Origin of the sequence: Kocuria cellulosilytica (assembly GCF_040981245.1) — a bacterium.
Taxonomy (GTDB): domain Bacteria; phylum Actinomycetota; class Actinomycetes; order Actinomycetales; family Micrococcaceae; genus Kocuria; species Kocuria cellulosilytica.
In genome coordinates, this window is sequence record NZ_JAVFWZ010000003.1 from 73,991 (window position 1) to 91,043 (window position 17,053).

Annotated in this window: 14 protein-coding genes and 1 pseudogene; 11 read left to right on the forward strand and 4 right to left on the reverse strand. The window is 61.0% G+C overall.

Going from position 1 to position 17,053, the window contains the following annotated elements; genetic code table 11:
- Positions 1-123: 123 nt before the first annotated feature.
- The 3 genes from RCG67_RS05455 to RCG67_RS05465 form a co-directional block, all read right to left on the reverse strand.
- On the reverse strand, positions 124-258 hold the full coding sequence (locus RCG67_RS05455) for a hypothetical protein (RefSeq protein WP_368825557.1): 135 nt from the start codon (positions 256-258) through the stop codon (positions 124-126).
- Between the two features lie 534 nt (positions 259-792).
- A complete protein-coding gene (locus tag RCG67_RS05460; protein ID WP_368825174.1) occupies positions 793-1,950 on the reverse strand; it encodes a restriction endonuclease subunit S in 1,158 nt (385 codons plus the stop codon).
- Positions 1,947-3,467, reverse strand: a complete 1,521-nt coding sequence (locus RCG67_RS05465) for a type I restriction-modification system subunit M (protein ID WP_368825175.1) — start codon at positions 3,465-3,467, stop codon at positions 1,947-1,949. The genes RCG67_RS05460 and RCG67_RS05465 overlap by 4 nt, the downstream gene beginning before the upstream one ends.
- A 579-nt stretch (positions 3,468-4,046) precedes the next feature.
- Here RCG67_RS05465 and RCG67_RS05470 point away from each other — a divergent pair.
- The 10 genes and pseudogenes from RCG67_RS05470 to RCG67_RS05515 all read left to right on the forward strand — a co-directional run bounded on the left by RCG67_RS05470 (position 4,047) and on the right by RCG67_RS05515 (position 12,811).
- On the forward strand, positions 4,047-4,817 hold the full coding sequence (locus RCG67_RS05470; protein ID WP_368825176.1) for a TnsA-like heteromeric transposase endonuclease subunit: 771 nt from the start codon (positions 4,047-4,049) through the stop codon (positions 4,815-4,817).
- Positions 4,814-6,862: a TnsB C-terminal domain-containing protein gene (locus RCG67_RS05475; RefSeq protein ID WP_368825177.1), complete on the forward strand. Its 2,049-nt coding sequence runs from the start codon at positions 4,814-4,816 to the stop codon at positions 6,860-6,862. The genes RCG67_RS05470 and RCG67_RS05475 overlap by 4 nt, the downstream gene beginning before the upstream one ends.
- The gene (locus tag RCG67_RS05480) at positions 6,862-7,968 is read left to right on the forward strand and encodes a TniB family NTP-binding protein (protein WP_368825178.1); all 1,107 of its coding nucleotides are present in this window, start codon (positions 6,862-6,864) and stop codon (positions 7,966-7,968) included. The genes RCG67_RS05475 and RCG67_RS05480 overlap by 1 nt, the downstream gene beginning before the upstream one ends.
- Before the next feature lie 1,189 nt (positions 7,969-9,157).
- Positions 9,158-9,232, forward strand: a pseudogene (locus RCG67_RS05485) (zinc-ribbon domain-containing protein); the annotation flags it as partial.
- A 132-nt stretch (positions 9,233-9,364) separates the two neighbouring features.
- Complete coding sequence (locus RCG67_RS05490) at positions 9,365-10,012, forward strand: zinc-ribbon domain-containing protein (RefSeq protein ID WP_438612645.1); 648 nt, start codon at positions 9,365-9,367, stop codon at positions 10,010-10,012.
- A gap of 729 nt (positions 10,013-10,741) precedes the next feature.
- On the forward strand, positions 10,742-11,302 hold the full coding sequence (locus RCG67_RS05495) for a hypothetical protein (RefSeq protein WP_368825179.1): 561 nt from the start codon (positions 10,742-10,744) through the stop codon (positions 11,300-11,302).
- Positions 11,303-11,397: 95 nt separating this feature from the next.
- The gene (locus tag RCG67_RS05500) at positions 11,398-11,973 is read left to right on the forward strand and encodes a hypothetical protein (protein ID WP_368825180.1); all 576 of its coding nucleotides are present in this window, start codon (positions 11,398-11,400) and stop codon (positions 11,971-11,973) included.
- A 115-nt stretch (positions 11,974-12,088) separates the two neighbouring features.
- Positions 12,089-12,283 (forward strand): hypothetical protein, encoded by a 195-nt coding sequence (locus RCG67_RS05505; protein WP_368825181.1) that lies wholly within the window; start codon positions 12,089-12,091, stop codon positions 12,281-12,283.
- Positions 12,276-12,683, forward strand: a complete 408-nt coding sequence (locus tag RCG67_RS05510; RefSeq protein ID WP_368825182.1) for a hypothetical protein — start codon at positions 12,276-12,278, stop codon at positions 12,681-12,683. Before RCG67_RS05505 ends, RCG67_RS05510 begins: the two co-directional genes overlap by 8 nt.
- Positions 12,680-12,811: a hypothetical protein gene (locus RCG67_RS05515; RefSeq protein WP_368825183.1), complete on the forward strand. Its 132-nt coding sequence runs from the start codon at positions 12,680-12,682 to the stop codon at positions 12,809-12,811. The genes RCG67_RS05510 and RCG67_RS05515 overlap by 4 nt, the downstream gene beginning before the upstream one ends.
- A gap of 396 nt (positions 12,812-13,207) precedes the next feature.
- On the opposite strand, the gene RCG67_RS05520 is transcribed toward RCG67_RS05515, so the two are convergent.
- Positions 13,208-14,335, reverse strand: a complete 1,128-nt coding sequence (locus RCG67_RS05520; protein WP_368825184.1) for a hypothetical protein — start codon at positions 14,333-14,335, stop codon at positions 13,208-13,210.
- A gap of 666 nt (positions 14,336-15,001) precedes the next feature.
- Between RCG67_RS05520 and RCG67_RS05525 the strand changes: the two genes are divergently transcribed.
- Positions 15,002-16,498: a hypothetical protein gene (locus RCG67_RS05525; protein WP_368825185.1), complete on the forward strand. Its 1,497-nt coding sequence runs from the start codon at positions 15,002-15,004 to the stop codon at positions 16,496-16,498.
- Positions 16,499-17,053: the final 555 nt, after the last annotated feature.

The following is a 17,053-nucleotide window of genomic DNA, read 5'->3' on the forward strand; positions in this document are numbered from 1 at the left end:
ATGCTAATCGCCTAAGCGCGGGCGTTCCGCGTGAAGGTGCTAGTGACCATGAACGTTGCGCGACCAGCTCCGGGCCCATGCAGCGCTCCGATATACGCTTAGATCGTCATGCGGCCGATGATCTTACCTTGACGTAGCGTTTGCCCTGTACGTGACATGTTCGGGGCCCAATGCTTCCTGATCGATCACCACGTCAACGCTCCCATCGCCGGAGCTTTCGATGCTCTGTCCGCGCTGCTTGGCACCGCCATAACCCATGCCCGGCAGCAACCGGACGACGGCTTCCTCGAACAAAGCGGGGTGGCTGTCACCGAGCAGCACCAACAGGGAGTCACCAACCTGGGCCGTGATGCGGTTGATGCCGGCCTTGATCTGTTCGATCGGGCCCCCGCATCGGATGTGGCATTTTGGGATAAGACGGCGGTGCGTGTGTTCTGCACGTGGAACCGGAAGGTCCGAAAACGCGATTGCAATAAAAAACTCTTTATAGCTCCCGCATTGTCAGCAAACCACGTTCGGCTTGCCTCGGTGCTGGGGTAGCTGGCCCGCGAGGGACGCTCGATGAAGACTACTTCACTAGAATTGGTGATCGCCAGCTGAGCTGTTGTTCCGAACGCAACCCGCCGAAGTTGTGCGTCTCGGCTCGGGCACTTTCCGTAAGGCCGGCCGCGTCCATAGCGCATTCAACGACGTCGCGTGGTTGTAACGTGCTGCCGTCGGCCGTCACGGGCCGTACGAAGAAGAGCTAAATCCGAACCTCGGACTCAAGCGGCTTGGCGATGACCGTGGCCATTATAATTCGCCCTTGAAAGCGCGGTTCTGCAGGGACAGGAATAGGCTATCGAGGGCAGCCAACTGGGCGCGGTGGGCAGCCCTCAGGGTATCGAGTGCAGTGATGCGGTCCGTGAACTCCTGCTGCAGCCCCAAGGGTGGGAGAGGGATATGGAAATTTCTGCAGTAGGGCACGGAGAGGTGCTTAACCGTCGTGCCAGCACCATGCTTGCTGAAACTCGTTTTCATATATCGTGATGTCAACGTATATAGCAAGTATTCCGCCGTGAGTCGGGACGGATCTGCTCGGTACAGCATCGTGCGTTGCCCTAGGAAGACTTTTTCTCCAGCGGGCACAATACCTGCTTCCCCCATAGGTGCTTCCCGTGTCAAAACGACATCGCCGAAACGAGGGATTAGCCGTCTGTTCCACTGATTGAACGTTTCTTCGTCCACGAAGCGGACGTCCGTAAGATCGATCGACCGATTGCGCACATTTGTCGTTCGAATCATTTTATAAGGGGTAGCATTGGGGGTGATCGGCGCTGTGCGATTTACACAATCAACAATATGACTGCACACTTCGGCCACAGATACATGTGGCCACCGACGATCCGAATCGACTAACGAGTCGCCAAATATCTCGTTGTAGATAGAGATGCTGAGGGCGTCGAGGTGAATTATGGCTTCGCGGCGCTTGGCGCGAAGGGCGTCGGCCTTATCTAGGGTATTGGCGATACGACGCTGATTCTCCAAGGGTAGGAATGGAACCTCGATTGTTGCAAGAATTTTGGGGCTAATGCGTGGGAGGTTTGCTCCAGTGGCCAGACTATTAACCTTGTTGACCATATGGTTCTGTCGAAGATAATGTGCGATAAAGCGCCTATCAGCTTGTTCTCCTACTTTGATTGGCAAAATGTCCGTGCTACAAATACCACTGAATTCAGGTAAGGCAATTTTAGCCAGATAGGGGCGAAGTTTGCCGTAGAGAATGTGTTCCCGCGTAAATTTGAACTTGTTGCTCGCAAGAGTGCCTGCAGATACATCCACGACATCAACGAACGAACCGCCAGAGGCAATGTTCTCTAATCCGACGTAGGTAGTTCCCTTTTTGATATCTCCTGGTTGAATGGAATCCCGGTCGATTCTGGCGACTTCTGAGAGCGGCACGAATTTCACGCCAGTAATCCCTTCAGTTCCGCGAAATTCTTGGCGATGTCGTCGTCGAGCTGTTCGATGTCGGCGATGATGTCCGCTGGGGTTCGGTGTTCGACGTTGTCGTATTGCATTTCCTTGTACCGATTTATCGCAAGGTCGTATCCGTTCTCTGCGATCTCCGTTTTCGGGACCACGAATGAACGCTCGGTTCGCGCGCGAGCGAGTTCTGCATTCGTACGCTCCTCCCCGAGCTCACCGCGGAGGGCGCGCCAGCGATCGAGAATGTCGGGCAGGTCGGAGGTTTGGATCGGGTTGCGCTTGTCGTCGAGGCTGAATCCGTCGGAAGCCACGTCGTAGAACCAGACGTTTTCGGTGCCGCCTGAGTCGGTGCGGGTGAAGAACAGGACTGCGGTAGACACTCCTGCGTAAGGCCGGAAGACGCCGGAGGGCAACTTGACGACCGCTTCTAGCAACTGGTTCTCCACGAGTTCCTTGCGCAGCTGCTTGTGCGCGTTGGAGGAGCCGAAAAGGACGCCATCGGGCACGATAACTGCGGCGCGGCCGCCGGGTTTGAGCAGGCGTAGGAACAAGGCTAGGAACAGCAGCTCGGTCTTCTTGGTCTTGACGACCTTGAGTAGTTCCTTGGAGGTGTTCTCGTAGTCCAGACTGCCGGCGAAGGGTGGGTTGGCTAGGACGACGTCGTATTTCTCCTCGTCGGCCGAGTGAAGGTCGGCAAGGGAATCGCGATTTTCGATGACCGGGTTCTCGATGCCGTGCAGCAGCAGGTTCATGGCACCGATGCGCAACATGGTGGAATCGAAGTCAAAGCCGTGGAACTGCCCGTTGTTGAAGAACGCGCTTTGAGTCGGGTCGAACATCAGATCTGGGTTGTGGTCGCGGAGGTGTTCACCGGCGGCCATGAGGAAGCCGCAGGTTCCGGATGCCGGGTCGCAGATCGCCTCCATCGGCTTCGGGTCACGCATCTCCACGAGGAGTTTGATGATGTGGCGCGGGGTGCGGAACTGGCCGTTGGTGCCCGCGGTGGCGATTTTGGAAAGCATGTACTCGTAGAGGTCGCCCTTGGTGTCGCGGTCCTCCATCGGGATGCGGTCGATCAGGTCCACCGCTTTTTGCAGCACGTGATCCTTGGTGATGGTGAAGCGCGCGTCCCTCATGTGGTGGCTGTAGGAGGAGTCGCTGCCGTCTGACTGGCGGGTGAGCTCCTCGCGCAGGAAGGGGAAGATGCTTTGGCTGAAGACCGTGAACATCTCGGTCTTGTCGAAGTTCTTGAACTTCGACCAGCGCAGGTCCTGGTAGGAGCGGCCGAACTGGTCCCTGCCCTCGGGGAAGACAGGCCGCTCGACGGGTTTGCCCGTGCGGGCGGCTTTGCGTTCGGCGGCGATCTGCGCGTCATCCAGGCGCTTGAGGAAGAGCAGGTACGTGATCTGTTCGATCACCTCCAGGGGGTTGGAGATGCCGCCGGACCAGAAGGCGTTCCAGACGCTGTCGACTTGGGACTTGAGCTCACCGGTAATCACGGCCTCCAGCCTATCCGCTGGGGCGGACGGTTCTGCCCCAGCTGTGGCCGCTGAGCCCGATGTTGGTGGATGGGGAAAGTATGGGGGCGGGTCTCCTCCTGCACCACCTTCGTAGCTAAAAAGACATCGCCCAGTGCGGTCTCTCCTGGGTGCTTCGCGGACATGTTGGGCTCAGTCGCATGGTGCTTTGTTACGAGCGACGGCGGGAGCGCACCGCGGGGTTCGAAGAATTTGCAAGGCGCGATGAACTAATTTAATAAGTTTATGTCCTTGATGAGGAAAGTATGCAACTCGCTTAAATCGCCGGGATGTAGGGGTGTATGACCTTCGGTCATGATGTGCGTGAGTGCGTCGGCGCAGGCATGAGCTAATTAATCGAGTTTATCCCCGGGCGATATGAAGACGTCTGTTCCGGAGAAATGTGACTCGCCCTGGTCTGGCGCGTCGCTCGATACTTGACTGCCGCGCCTGTCGTATCGGCAAATTGTCACGCATAAGGTCCATGCCGGATATAGGACGTCTGTGGGGAAGCAGGCGACACGTGTCTGAATCGGGCCAAATGCAACTTGCCTGGACGGAGTGGAGATCGTCATGGTTCGACTACGCAACGATCCTTTTGCCGATGTGGAGTCCCTTGACCGTGTACTGATGCTGTGGCTGGACGAGGACGGTGACACCCAGGAGCGGTCGTTACACCGCCGTGTCACGGATGTAGCCCCGGAGTACCACGGGCCATGCCGGCTGTCGCCCAACTATCAGCACCGTCGCCACTACCTGGGGCAATACGTGTGTGTCGCGACGGGCCAGCAGGTGTGGTTCGAGTCCCTGCTAGAGCTCTCCTGTTTGATGCAGCTCGAACACGGCGGGGGGATCGAGGCGATAGCGACCCAGCCGTTCTGTCTGGTGTTCCCGCAAGGCCCCCGGCACTACCCCGACTTCTGTTACCGGCGGTTAGACGGAACACGGGTTGTTGTAGACGTACGCGAGAAAGAACTAATCCGTGAAAAGGACCGGGATAAATTCGAACGCACACGGGACATCTGCCAATTCCAGGGCTGGGACTACGAGATTATGCACGGGCTCAGCGGCTGGCAGGCGGAGAACTTAGACTACCTGGGCGCTTTCTATAGACCCCACCTCCAGCTAGGAGAAGCGCAATCCCTCCGGCTCATGGACTTTTTGCGGACGCCCAAGACATTCGCTGAAGCGGCTTGTTTCCTAGATCCTGAAACACCTGTGCGATTCAAGCCGCATCTGTACCACTCGATCTGGATGCGGGAAATTTTGATCCTCTCCGAAGGCCCCATCTTCGAGGAGATGCTGATCGCTGCGTCGGAGGTGGCGTCATGAACTTCTTCCGAGTCGGACTCATCGTCGAGATCGAAGAAGAAGAGTGGCGCATCACGACGATCAGTAGTGAGGGGATCTACGGACTTCGGAACGACCTGACCGGGGCAGCCATCAGCATGGGCTTCGGTGAACTGACGCTGGCCACGGGCCGAACACCGCAACTCGATGACTCCATCAGGTCGCTCGGAAGCCTGAGCGCCGCCAAGAACCCCTCCGCCGCCCGAGCTTGCCTGTTGGCGGACCACATGCGGGAGCTGGTCGACGGAACGCCTCCGGACGGCGGAGAACCGCGTCCGCAGTACGACCTGAGCCTCACCAAAGCCCAGCGATATCAGACAAAGCTGGAAGAGCTGAAGTCCCTCGGTATCCCCATGGGGGATCGCACCTTGAGGCGCCATGTCTCCGACTACCTCAAAGGTGGCGCGGCCGAGCTCCTCGACAAACGATCCGCCCGCCTGCACCTTCCCTTGGACGGCGTGGCTGACGAGGTCATCTCGCTCTGTGAAACAGTTCTCGACGACCGAGTCATGAAGTCCAGCACGACGTGGAACAACCTCGGGATCACTGTCCAGCTCGAGTTCGAAAACCGCTGGCCTGACAAGGCAGCGTTGCTGCCGGCCAAGGACCGGATCATCTCAGTGCTCCAGGAACTGGCTGGTGACCGTGACCCCACCGGCTCGGCCAAGAACCGTCAGAGCGCGCACAACTCGCCCCATCGCGTCTTCGACGCCCGGCCGGCCCTGTTGCCCGGCGGGGAGGTCCAAATTGACAGTTCGCCCTTCGACGTCATTGTCCGGATGCCTGACGGAGAACGCGGCTGGGTCGTGCTGACCATCATGATCGACAAGGCCACCAGATCGATCCTCGCCACAAGCATCCAAAGGCGAAATAAGGGTCTGGATGTTGGCACGATGCTGGCGGATTCACTCACGCTCCCCGCTCTACGTCCCACCGGCGAGGGCATCATCGACGGCTGGACATTGCGCCGGATGGCATTGCCATGGGCCTTCCTCTTCGACGAGGAAGAGCAACAGAAATGGGATACGGCTCGACCTGCCGTGATGATCCAACGCCTCGTCACAGACAACGGTCGTGACTATCGCGGCAAGGTAGTCGAAGCCGCCTGCCACAACTTCGCCATCACGCTGGTCCCGGCCGCCTCACGCGCGCCCACCGACAAAGCCATCATCGAAAGCGTCTTCTCCACGATCAAGACCCGGTTCGTGATGCACCTGCCCGGCCAGACCGGCGGCACGGTCGAAGCGCGCGGCTACAAGCCCGAGAATGAAAATCTGCTGACGGTCGAACAACTGATCTGGTTGTTCGACCGCTGGATTACGCAGGTGTGGCAGAACACTCCAACGGAGGGCTTACGCAATCCGTCGACACCCGCGGCACCCCTACTGAGCCCCAACGCCATGTACGCCGCCATGTTCCCGTTCGTCGGCTACGTCCCGGTGCCGCTGAGCGAGCGCGACTACATCACGCTGCTGCCTATCAAGCACCGTACGATCCAGAAAGACGGGGTGCAGATTCACAACCGCATGTACGACTCTCCAGCGCTGGACAAGTACCGGCTTCGCCATGCTCGCTCCGGCGGGCAGACCAAGTGGGAAGTGCACTTCAAGCCGACGGACCCCACTCGCATCTGGGTGCACCTCCCGGATGAGGACGTCTACGTCACCTGCCACCTCAAGGAGCGCAGGCTCCGATCCCCACACGCCCAGCGCATGTGGGAGCTCGCCGGGGAACTGTCCAAGGTCTACCGACCTGTGGCGCCTGACCAAGGCATCCGCGACACCATCACCCTCATCGAAAAGGCCCAGAAACAATGGCGCCGTGAAGAAGCCCAGCGCAAGCAGGATGAAGACGCTGAGCACCTGTCCGAAATCCAGGGACGCGGGGCAACCGCTGGGCGCTCCAAGCTCGTGCCAGCCGACGACATGGATACCGCAGGCAGCGGGAACAACGGCTCGGACGCGAAGACCTCTTGGGACGACGTCGACTGGGAGGCCGATGATGCGATCGGCTTTGAGGAGGACTGATGAGCCGCTACAGGCGCCGTGATCGCAGCGGAGGAGACCGCAACCATTACTCCGGCTACCTCGCTTGGCTCCGGGACCACCACGAGGCTTTCAAGCCCCTTCCCCTGGACCAAGTGACTGCCATGGGTAGCCAGGAGCGCTTGAACTACGACGAGCAACGCCACGCATACCTGAGCCGCGGCATCACCGTCAGGAGCCGTACCGTCAGAAACCTTGATGACACCGTTGATCAGCTCATGGACCAAAATCACGCTCGTCGCGGCGGAGGGTGCGGTGCCTTCCTTTCGGCGCCCTCCGGCTACGGGAAAACTACGGCCATACATACCGTGCTGGGCAGCGTCTTGGGCGTGATCCTCCGAGAGGAGCCGACGTGCATGCAGAGCGGGCAAATACCCGTCGCCTACATCGCTATCCCAGCCAGCGGTACCCAAAAAAGCATCTACCAGGCCATAGCCGACTATCTAGGCATCCCTTACACCGCTGGGACCTACGAGCCTGAACTAGCGACTATGGTGCGCAACGGCATCAACAGATCCCAGATCGATCTGCTTGCCATCGACGAGGTCCAGAACTTGGACAACGCGGACCGGGCCGAATCGGCTGCCGATGCCTTACGGCGCCTCGGCGATGAAGTAGACGCGACACTGATCCTCGCCGGCATCGACCTCGAACACTCCACGATCACACTGGGATCTCGTGGAGCTCAGATCGCGAATCGCTATACGCGTGCTGCGGTCTTCGACTACTCGGACGAAGAAGTCACTGACTATCAAAGCGCCTGGATGTCGTTGGTGGGGGGAATGATCGAAGCCCTGCCGCTTTACGCCACCGGCTCGAAGGACGTCCGAGTTTTGGCTCCGTACCTGAAGGAGATGACAGGCGGCAGCGTCGGCATGCTGAACTCCGCTCTCACCCAAGTCGCCCGAACACTCATCAAAAACGGGAACTTACAGGACGAAAAAATCACCATCGATCGGCTACGCGGAGTTTCACGCACCTTGCAGGCTGAACGACATGAGCTGTCCCAACGCGACGTCGTTGACTCGAAGAAAAACATCCAGCAACCGCAGCCGACGCAAGACGAATCAGACGAACAGAAAGGGTGACAGTGATTAGCTCACGTCCGCCACTGGCGCCCCGGCTAGTGCCTCTGCAGGTCTCTGACGAGACCGTCGTCAGCTATGCCGCACGGATCGAGGAACTGCTGGAGGCTCCCAAGGGATTGCTGACCAACAAGGCTCGCTCCGAGCTTCGCGCCCACGGTCAAAAGTCTTTCAGCGTTGAAAATGTGCTGGCGCACCTGGCTGACCTACTGGAAGAGTTGTGCCGAATGCCAGAGGGCACCTTTCGCCGCGACGCCTGGGACATGGAAATGGCTTGGCACTCCTGCCCGCAGTGCGGGCCCATCGGTGAGCTCGTTCCCTCGGCGGGCCGCTATGTCTGCCAGACCCACCTGTTATGGACTGGACCGGACCGACCCCTTGAAAACGATCGTTGGACCCCTCGACGAACCGGAGAGGCCCACGGAACGGTAGTTGACGTTGCAGTAGCCGCCGCCGCCTACGCCATTCAGGATCAGGTAGCAACGCGTCCCCGGTTGATGGAAGTCTGCATCAGCCGCGGGATATCAGCTGTTTCTCGCGGTCAGTGGGACACATGTGGGCCAGAGGAGCTAGTGGCCAGCGCGTGCATTCTGCCCACGGTTTTGTCACTGGACGTGCTGGCCTCCGTGGCCAGCGCCACAAAGCCCGATAGCGCATATCAGGTTGTTCGCTCATCAATTTTGGCGGCTATGGGCAATTACGCGAGGAACTGGAATGAAATCATGCTCGATGCCGTGGTGGACCAGGCGTGGACGTTGTTGCGTCCAACTGCGATTGCGGCACGCATTGCGAGTGGGAGAACACCGCCTGTAGACGAGTTCATACCTTTCGTGGATGTGCCGAGTCATCTGGGCGACGGAGCCTGGGGCGGTGAGCCGGGGGAGTGGTTGGCCCTGTTGCGGACGCAGAACCGTGACGATTATCGATGGTGGTCCGACCGTTTCGCCCTGGACAGCGCGGGACCTCGGACATTGCTGTGCCCAGACGGACACCCACTTCGTCACGTCCCCGGTCATGCCTGCCGCTACGCAGGCAAGGACTTCCACTGCGTCGTCTGCGCCGGTTCTCGTCCCGTGCCCGGACTGACCACCCTGGCGGATACAGACCCGGACATCGCCGCCGAGTGGCATCCAACCATGAACGGGGACGTCACCCCGGAAAAGCGTCCGCGCGGATCTAACGAAAAGTCTGGTGGTTGTGCCCCCGAGGACACTCCTACGGCGCCATCATCGCCAATCGCACCCTGCAGAAAGCCGGATGTGCTCGCTGTTCCGGCCATGGACTGTGGCCTGGGCACAATGACCTGGCAACCACCCACCCGCACCTGGCAGCTCTCTGGGATCCCGAGGCGGACAATCCACCCGCCTCGACCGTAACCGCCGGAAACAGCAGGACGTACATAGCACTTCGGTGTCCCCGAGGGCATCCCTTCACTCGCGTTCCCAGCAGAATGGTCGCGGCCAAGACTTTGTGCCCTACGTGCAAGGGCCGAGCACCGATTCCCGGTGTGAACGACTTGGCAACGACCCACCCAGAATTAGCCGCGTCTTGGCACCCAGATCGCAACGGGGAGTTATTGCCGACTGATGTTAAGTTCAATATGAACTTGGAGGTTTGGTGGCAATGTTCTGACGGCCACCCATTTCATTTGAGCATTGCCTACCGAAGCCGTCAGGCAACCCCCACCTGCCCAGTCGAAACCGGAAGACAGTTGCTTACCGGCACGAACGACCTTGCCACGAAACACCCGAAGCTGGTGAAGGATTGGGACCGAGGAAACAACGGCATTGGACCTGAAGATACAGTCCCTGGCAACAAGAAATGGTCGTGGACCTGCTCAGCCGGTCACACGCAACAGAAAACTGTACTTGACCGAAAGCGAGCGGGAGGTTGCACCCTTTGTGCTCCAGAAGACCGAGTGGCTCAACCCGACTGGCCGTCCACACCTGCTCACGGGAAAAAGATAGGCATGCACGGGGATCCCCCAAACATTGCTGACTCGCAGATGGAACCTAAAGAACTATCGGAAGGACCATCGGATGGGTAAGCCGACAGACCCGCTGCGGTGGTTCAACGGTCCCGGGACAGATCTGGTTGCGGGCTTCCTTCCACGGAAGTACTTGCATCATGGCAATTCAGAGCGCGGCCCCAAGACGGCGACCATGAGCGGGAGTGATGTGCTTCCGGCGGTGTCCGGACACATGAGCTCGGAATACGACTAATGATTCTTGTTACCTGTTCCTGCAGGCGGCTATCACAAACGTCCTTCGAGCGACTGGAGCGCCCACTCATGACCACACCCGTTAAGTCCCGCCCCTCCTGGCCAGTAAGGGCTTGCTCGTGCCACTCGGGCTGGTCGTTCTCCCGACCTTGCTGTACGTGGCCGGCGTACCGTGGGTGGTCGTCGCTTTGGACGAGTTCTGGGAAGGGGTGGACCGCTTGGCTGAGCACCCGCGGATCTGGTCCTTCCTCACCGCCCTGTCATGGGCCGTCGCGGCCGTTTTCGTCTACCGTTTCTACCGTTTGTAACTTTGGGACAAGCGCGTGTCGTCCGCGCTGGAGGCGGTCGTGGCCTCGTCGTCGTCTGGGCAGCAATTGGCATGGCGTTCGCTGAGCCATCTCGCCACGGCCGGGGGATTGCCGAAGAATGAGCGGGCCTGGTTGTCGGCTGTTCTCGACGATCTCCACGAGTTGAGTGGTCCCCAGCCTTCGACGTCCCCGGTCTGTGAACGTTGCGGGAGGGGATGACGGGATGAACGCCCGGTTGGAGGCTTCCGTGGTTGAGCTGCCGTGGTGGCTGGACTACGTCAACGCCCTGGCTTGGGCTGGGACCTCGCTCGCACTGTTGGCCGCCGCCTATTTCTTCTGGCGCACTCATACGTTGAGGCGGCGCTCCGAAATGCGATCGGGGCAGTGGGCATCACTGGTCAGAGCCATCGACCATGTCCTCGATGCCCAGGAATGCCACCAGCTGCAGATCAGAATGCTCCTCCTCGTGCACCTGGCGAGGCAGCACAAGTTCTGGTTTGGCGATGCCCAAGTGCTCGCGGAGGTTAACGCCGTGCTGGCCCGTCGCATTGTGGCAGGGGAACTGTGCTCCGACAGTGCATCAAGCTTTGAGGTCGTCACTGGGTCTACGGCTTTCGAGGGGGAGGGGGTCGCACGGTCGGTCCCCGGAGCGCAGGAGAAACGATGGAGACAGGAGGGGCAGGGTTCGCTCGGGGTCATGTGCGTCGAAGTGCTCCAACAAAAGGTGCCGTACAGGTCCCAGGAGGAACGCGTGCTGCTCGAGCTCTCAAACGAGCTCCAGCGCATCCTCAGCCACTCACAGCATTGAGTCTTGAGCTGCACCGGTGTGCCAATGCAAAACTGGTTCCTCTTGGTTGGTTAGGTTGGGGGCTTGACGCCTCGCACGCACAGGAGGAACTAGGCATGGGCAGTACGTCGTCGGCGTATCGCTTTCCGCGCGGTGATACCCCGCACCAGTGGAAGCTGGGTACCTGGGCTGAGGCGACGGTGCCGAAGCTCGAGGACGTCGCCTCTCACTACGGCGACTACATCGCCTACGGGGAACTCGCGGAGCACTTGTTCGAGCGCACCAACGTGCGCACGGATCAACGGCTGGACTACTGGATCCGGCACGTCCTGGGCATGGTCCTGGACTACTGCGACGCCAAGGGACTGCCAGCCTTGCCGGCGTTGGTCGTGCAGAAGAAGACCGGGATGGTCGGCCCCGGCTTCAGCGCCTGGCTCCCCAAGATCGGCCTTCCCGCCACACAAGAGCCCAAAGTCTTGGAATGGGTTGCAGCCCAGGAACGGCTCAAGTGCTATCACCACTTCGGAGCCGACGTCCCACCGGAGGCGCGACCGATACCCACACGGGAGTACGCCGCGCTGTTGAATCGAAATGAGCGCAACACGTCGAAGCGGACATCGGCACCTGAGGCGTCGTGCCCGGAGTGCGGGACGGTGCTGCCCATGTCCGGGCAGTGCGACACCTGCTCCTGATCACCACCGCATCACTGTGGCGCGGCGCACTGACCCGGTAGGGCGACTTACGCCTCCGTCTTCTCTGGGGGTGAATGTCGTAGCGACCGCCGTGGCCACCGGTCACACTGTTTCCATGGACACCGAGGCCGCCAAGCAGAAGCGGGTGCAGAGGGTGCTGGCCCGCGCCCGTGAGGGACGGCCGAATGAGGTGGTGGAGGAATGGTTGCACGGGTCCAACGACGTCCTGAAGGGTGCTCGGCCCATCGACCTGGCTCGGCGCGGCCAAACCGACGAAGTGCTGGCAGCGTTAGAGGTGGAACGTGCCTGACACCGAAGCTGCAGGCTTCGCGGGAATGAGCCCGCAGTACGCAAGGTCCCTGCAAGCGGAGCGCTACTGGTGGCGTCGCATCGAGTCCAAGCACACCTTCGCTGACGCCACGGACACGGAGGTCGAACTCATCCGCGAGGGCCGCCTGCTCGGCCATCACTACGGTGGCACCTACCGCCGCCCCGACTTCCAATTCGATGCGGACACCGGTGAGATCCTGCAAGTGATCACCGCACTGCTGGGAGTTGCCCGGAGCTACCAGGTGCCGGTACACGACGTCATCATGTGGTTGTGCACCCGTTCGGCCCTTTTCGCGGAGCAGGACGAACCCATGAACCACCTGCATGATCCTGAGATCTTGCTAGCCGCAGCTCGGGACGAGTTCGGAGCCGTGTGGTGAGCGTCGAAAACCCTTCTGATAACGACAGGGAGCAGCAACAGGACGCGGATGAAGCCCGCGTGCAGCTGCTCATCACCAAGACCCTCGAGCGATACGAGCGCCGGCGACGACGCCAGGCCAAGGAGTAGATCTCACCTCACCGTCAAGATCGCCGTGTCGAGTTCAACGCTGCCAGCCGCTCGGCCTCGGTGAGGAAGTCGCCCATTGGGAGACCTCCTGCAGGTGGATCCCATTCACCACTACCGAGCCGAGCACAGCGCGGATGCCCTCGACGTCACCCGCCTCGACGAGGCGTCGCCATCGGGCGAGATTCTGCACATGAGGGCGCCCCTGTACCTCGGTCTCCAGCCGGTCGAGGTTCGCCAGGATGCGCGGAGTTCACGCCGCGCGGCAAGGTGGTGTCGACGGGTGTGACTCACAGAACGACCGACCCGGTTCGGCGCCCTCATTGAGAGGTATGTCATCTCGTAGCCCGCCGACTACCGATGGCTCGATAGGAGTCAGGCGAACCGAGGGAGGTCCCATCATTCAGGACAATCGAAGTCTGGCGAGGAAGCGACGCGGCTGGCTCTGAGCACCTGGGCAAGCGTCGAAAGTGCTTCGAACACGCCTAGGGTCTCGCTGAGGAACTCTAGATATGTCATCCCGGAGGGATCCGCGTCGCTGACTACACGACCTGTCTGGAGGTCATGGTGCGCTGTCGCATGCCCGATCGCGTTCCGGCGGCGGTTTCTAAGTAGATCCGCGATTGACTCCCAGCCGGGGACCTGAGCTACATACGCGATCTTGTAGGCATTGGGCAGCTTGTCGAACTTCTCGAGGCTCTTTGGGCGCTTGTTCATGGGCACGCTACCGGGGTGGACGTCGCCGAAGTCATCGGGGCTGCCGCGCTTAACCGTGTTCTGAGCCGCAACGAGCGGCCAGAGACACTTGCAGGCGACCTCGAAACCGTGTTGGTAGAGGTCCCTCACTGTCGAGAACTCGTCTCGGTAGAGCACCAGTTCGTCAAAGGCGTCCTTCTTTTCCGGCCGGACGAACCTGCCGAGCAGCCCCATTTCCCAGGACTCGTGATGCTCCACGAAACGGTTGAGCTCAGTGAAAAGATCCCGCTCCAAGGCGGCCGACGTCTGGCCCCGACGTCGAAACGCCAGGAGGTGGTTCCTGTGCCGGTGCATCGCTGCGGTGTGCTTCCGCGAGAAGCGGCCGATCACTCTCGCGCTGGTGGTCCCCGTGGCTCCTGTGATGATCGTCGTGGCTGTTCCCAGGACCTGGTAAGCGACCGTGGTCCGCTCATGGTTCGTGCTCGGATCCCAGTCAAGCCCTAACTGCTGCTTCGCGATGCGAGCGAACATCAGGGTGTTGCCCTGAAGGTAGTACTGGAACAGCATGCGAACCTGAGGCCACAAGGCTTGGACCGCATCGAGCGCAGCATGTCGTTCGGATTCGAACTCGCTGAATGTGACGTGGCCGAGAATCTGCACGAGCGTCATCGTTGGGAAGGCTCCGGTCGGAGTGAACGAATCGGATTCGTAGAGCGATGGTACGAAGGGGTTGATGGTTACGACGAGCCCACCGGGAAGCTCTAGGTTGGAGCCGTTTAACGCTTCGCATTCGATGTCGATCCGGTGGTTCTGAAGCTCGGTACCCGACATCGATCCCCGGATCGGTAGACGGCAATGCGGGCACGGAAGATAAAACCTCGTTCCCCGGGTCGGCTCCACACCCAGCCGCGCGACAAACACTTCGCCACAGCCGTGGCACTTGAGGTGGTAGCGACAGATCACGCTGCCAGATTATCGCTGGCTGCGTCCCTACCCATTGAGGCGCCCACTCATCTTGAAGCGCTGAGGGGTACGCTGCGGGCGCGCGGACTTCGACGGCCGAGCGGATACTGGCATAAGGGGCGATGAGCCCAAGCGCATCCTGCTCCACAAATCAGTAACGACCCTTGTCAGCGCGCTCGGACCTGTTGCTAGCGATATGGAAGTCGTCTGCCACACAGCGGCGGAGATTGCTTTGATTATGGATAAAGAGGCGCACTATATGGTCGTTGATCGAGATGATGCTGCCAGCCCCGACAGGGCGTTAGGGGCGCCCGTTCACTGACGCGCGCACCCAACCCGAGGTGATCCGCGGCGACAAGGCATAGGGCACGTAAGCGGTTGTCTGTATCCAACCATGCGTCGAAACCCGAGATGAGGTCCTGTTGACCTGTGCCGTTGGGCGCGCCCTGTCCCGGGCCGCCCGCCTGCCGGGGTGAGGCCCGGGTGTCCGAGGGGTCTGCTTCACTGGTCGGGGAGTTCAGGGAAGGGGCGACGGTGGGGCAGCAGCAGGTCACGGACAGGGGCCACAGAACCTTGAGGGGGGTTTTCCGCAAGGTCGTCCTCGCCCGCGTGCTGGTCGCCGTGCCGACGGCCGCGCTGGGCGCCTCCATGGGTTTCGACCTGCCCCTGGACCTGATGCCTGCGGGGGTGCGCCCCGTTGTCGTCGTGGCCGCGGCCGTCATCGCCGCCTACATATTCTCGGCGTTGACGACGACGGGGCTGGGCCTGCGGGGTGATGACCACCTCGTGCGCGCCCTGCTGTGGCGGTGGGCTGGCCACCGGTTCGGCGGCTCGTCAGCCCACCGTTTCCTCGAATCCCGATCGGCCCGGTGGGGTGTCCGCCGGCTCCCGTGGGTCGTGCTGGGCGTCAGCGCCCTCGCTGTGGGTGTGTGGGGTGCTGGCCCGGTGAACGAGCGGTACGGCCTGGACCTCGGTGTGGTGGCCGTCGCCGCGCGGGCCGGGCTGTTCGTGGCCGTCTCGGGCGTGGCAGTGCTGATGGCCGTGCTGGTGCTCAGCGTCCTGGCCGGCATGGCGAAGTTGTTCGTTGACGACCTGACGTTCCTCCGCCCTTTCGATCCGGAGTCCGGTTTCCTGCGGAAGATTCTGCCGCCACGCCTGCTTCGCGGGTTTCTTCTGGCAGGAGCGGCACTGGCCGTGGGGGCGGTGCTGGAACTGCTGGTCGACTCGGAGCCGTTCCAGCTTGCGCTCGTGGGCCTTCTGGTTGTGGGGACGGTGGCAATGGCGGCGTGGGTGGTGGTCACCATGGTCCGCATCGACCAGCGGTACGGGGCCCTGGCCCCGCTGGCGGCCTTGGCAGCTGCCATGGCCTTCGAGGCCGAGATGACGCCTTTCGACTTGCCGGCCGCCGTCTCGGCCTTCATTGTGGCGGGCAACCTGGCGGTAACCGGGTTCGCCGCGGCGTACGCCGGTGTGACCGCGCTGGCAGGGCACCGGTCCAGGGCGGCAGCACTGATTCGCCAAGCCCGGGACGCTCACGCGAACCTGCTGGATGGGCAACGGCGGCACGGGGTTTCCACCGGGTCCTACTCGTCAAGATGGACACCCGGGCGTGCTCGTGTCCCTGCGCTTCTGCGGGCCTTCGGGGCGGAATACGCATCCTCGGCCGTCTGCATCGCTGGCCTGCCTCCGGGCTACGAGCGATGGTGGCAGCAGGTCGTGGAGCACTACGACCGATACCCGAGAGCGCCGGGAGCCGTGCTGTACGTCCTGACCGTCACCGACTCTAGGAGCCTGCACTCGGGCCTGAAAAAGCTCCAGAATCTCCAGGAGCACCTGGCCGGGGCGGGCCCAGTGGTCCAGGGCCGGGACACGGTCGGATTCCTCGTTGTGGCCGACTATCTCGACCGGGTCGGGGTGGAGGGCTTCCAGCGCCGTGTCGAAGCGGCGTGGCCGGTGCCCAAAGCACGGTGGTCCGGTCCCGAACCGGTCGGGGTCTCGGACCGGATCCTCCGGATGCACCTGCACCGCTGAGCTGGCCTCGTTGCAGCGGTAATCAACCTGTTTGGCTGGGGAAGCGGAATGCTATGTAGTGCGGTCCAGAGATTCGAGGCGAATGCTCTCCAGTCGCCGAGAATGACATAATTGCACGGCCGTACTCCCCGCTGAAAATTAGGCAGGGGGAAAAGCTCGCCCGGTCAGGAAAAGATGATCCGGAGGTGTTGCGGCATTTGATTGTCGAGTTCGAGCAGCGCAGGATTCCTAGGCAGTAGAGACATCTACCTGTCACGTATCGGTGCGGCTGTCCCGAAGCACAGGGCTGGCACCATGATGACGATCTAGCGACGACACCTACATGGGCTCATCCGCGGCCCAGTGGTTACTGACGTTGTAGTCAATCGTCATGCGAAAACCCCCGAAGTGGGCTCTGCATGGTAAGCCAGGAGAAAAACCCAATCATGTTTCTTCTATGAAGCACTGGCCGACCCAGGAAAAAATCATACCTACTACTTATCACTGAGTGTGCGCCCAGCGCAGTGGTTTTGCCTAAAGACGCATCATGCTCAGCGCAATGAAGTTGAATTAACT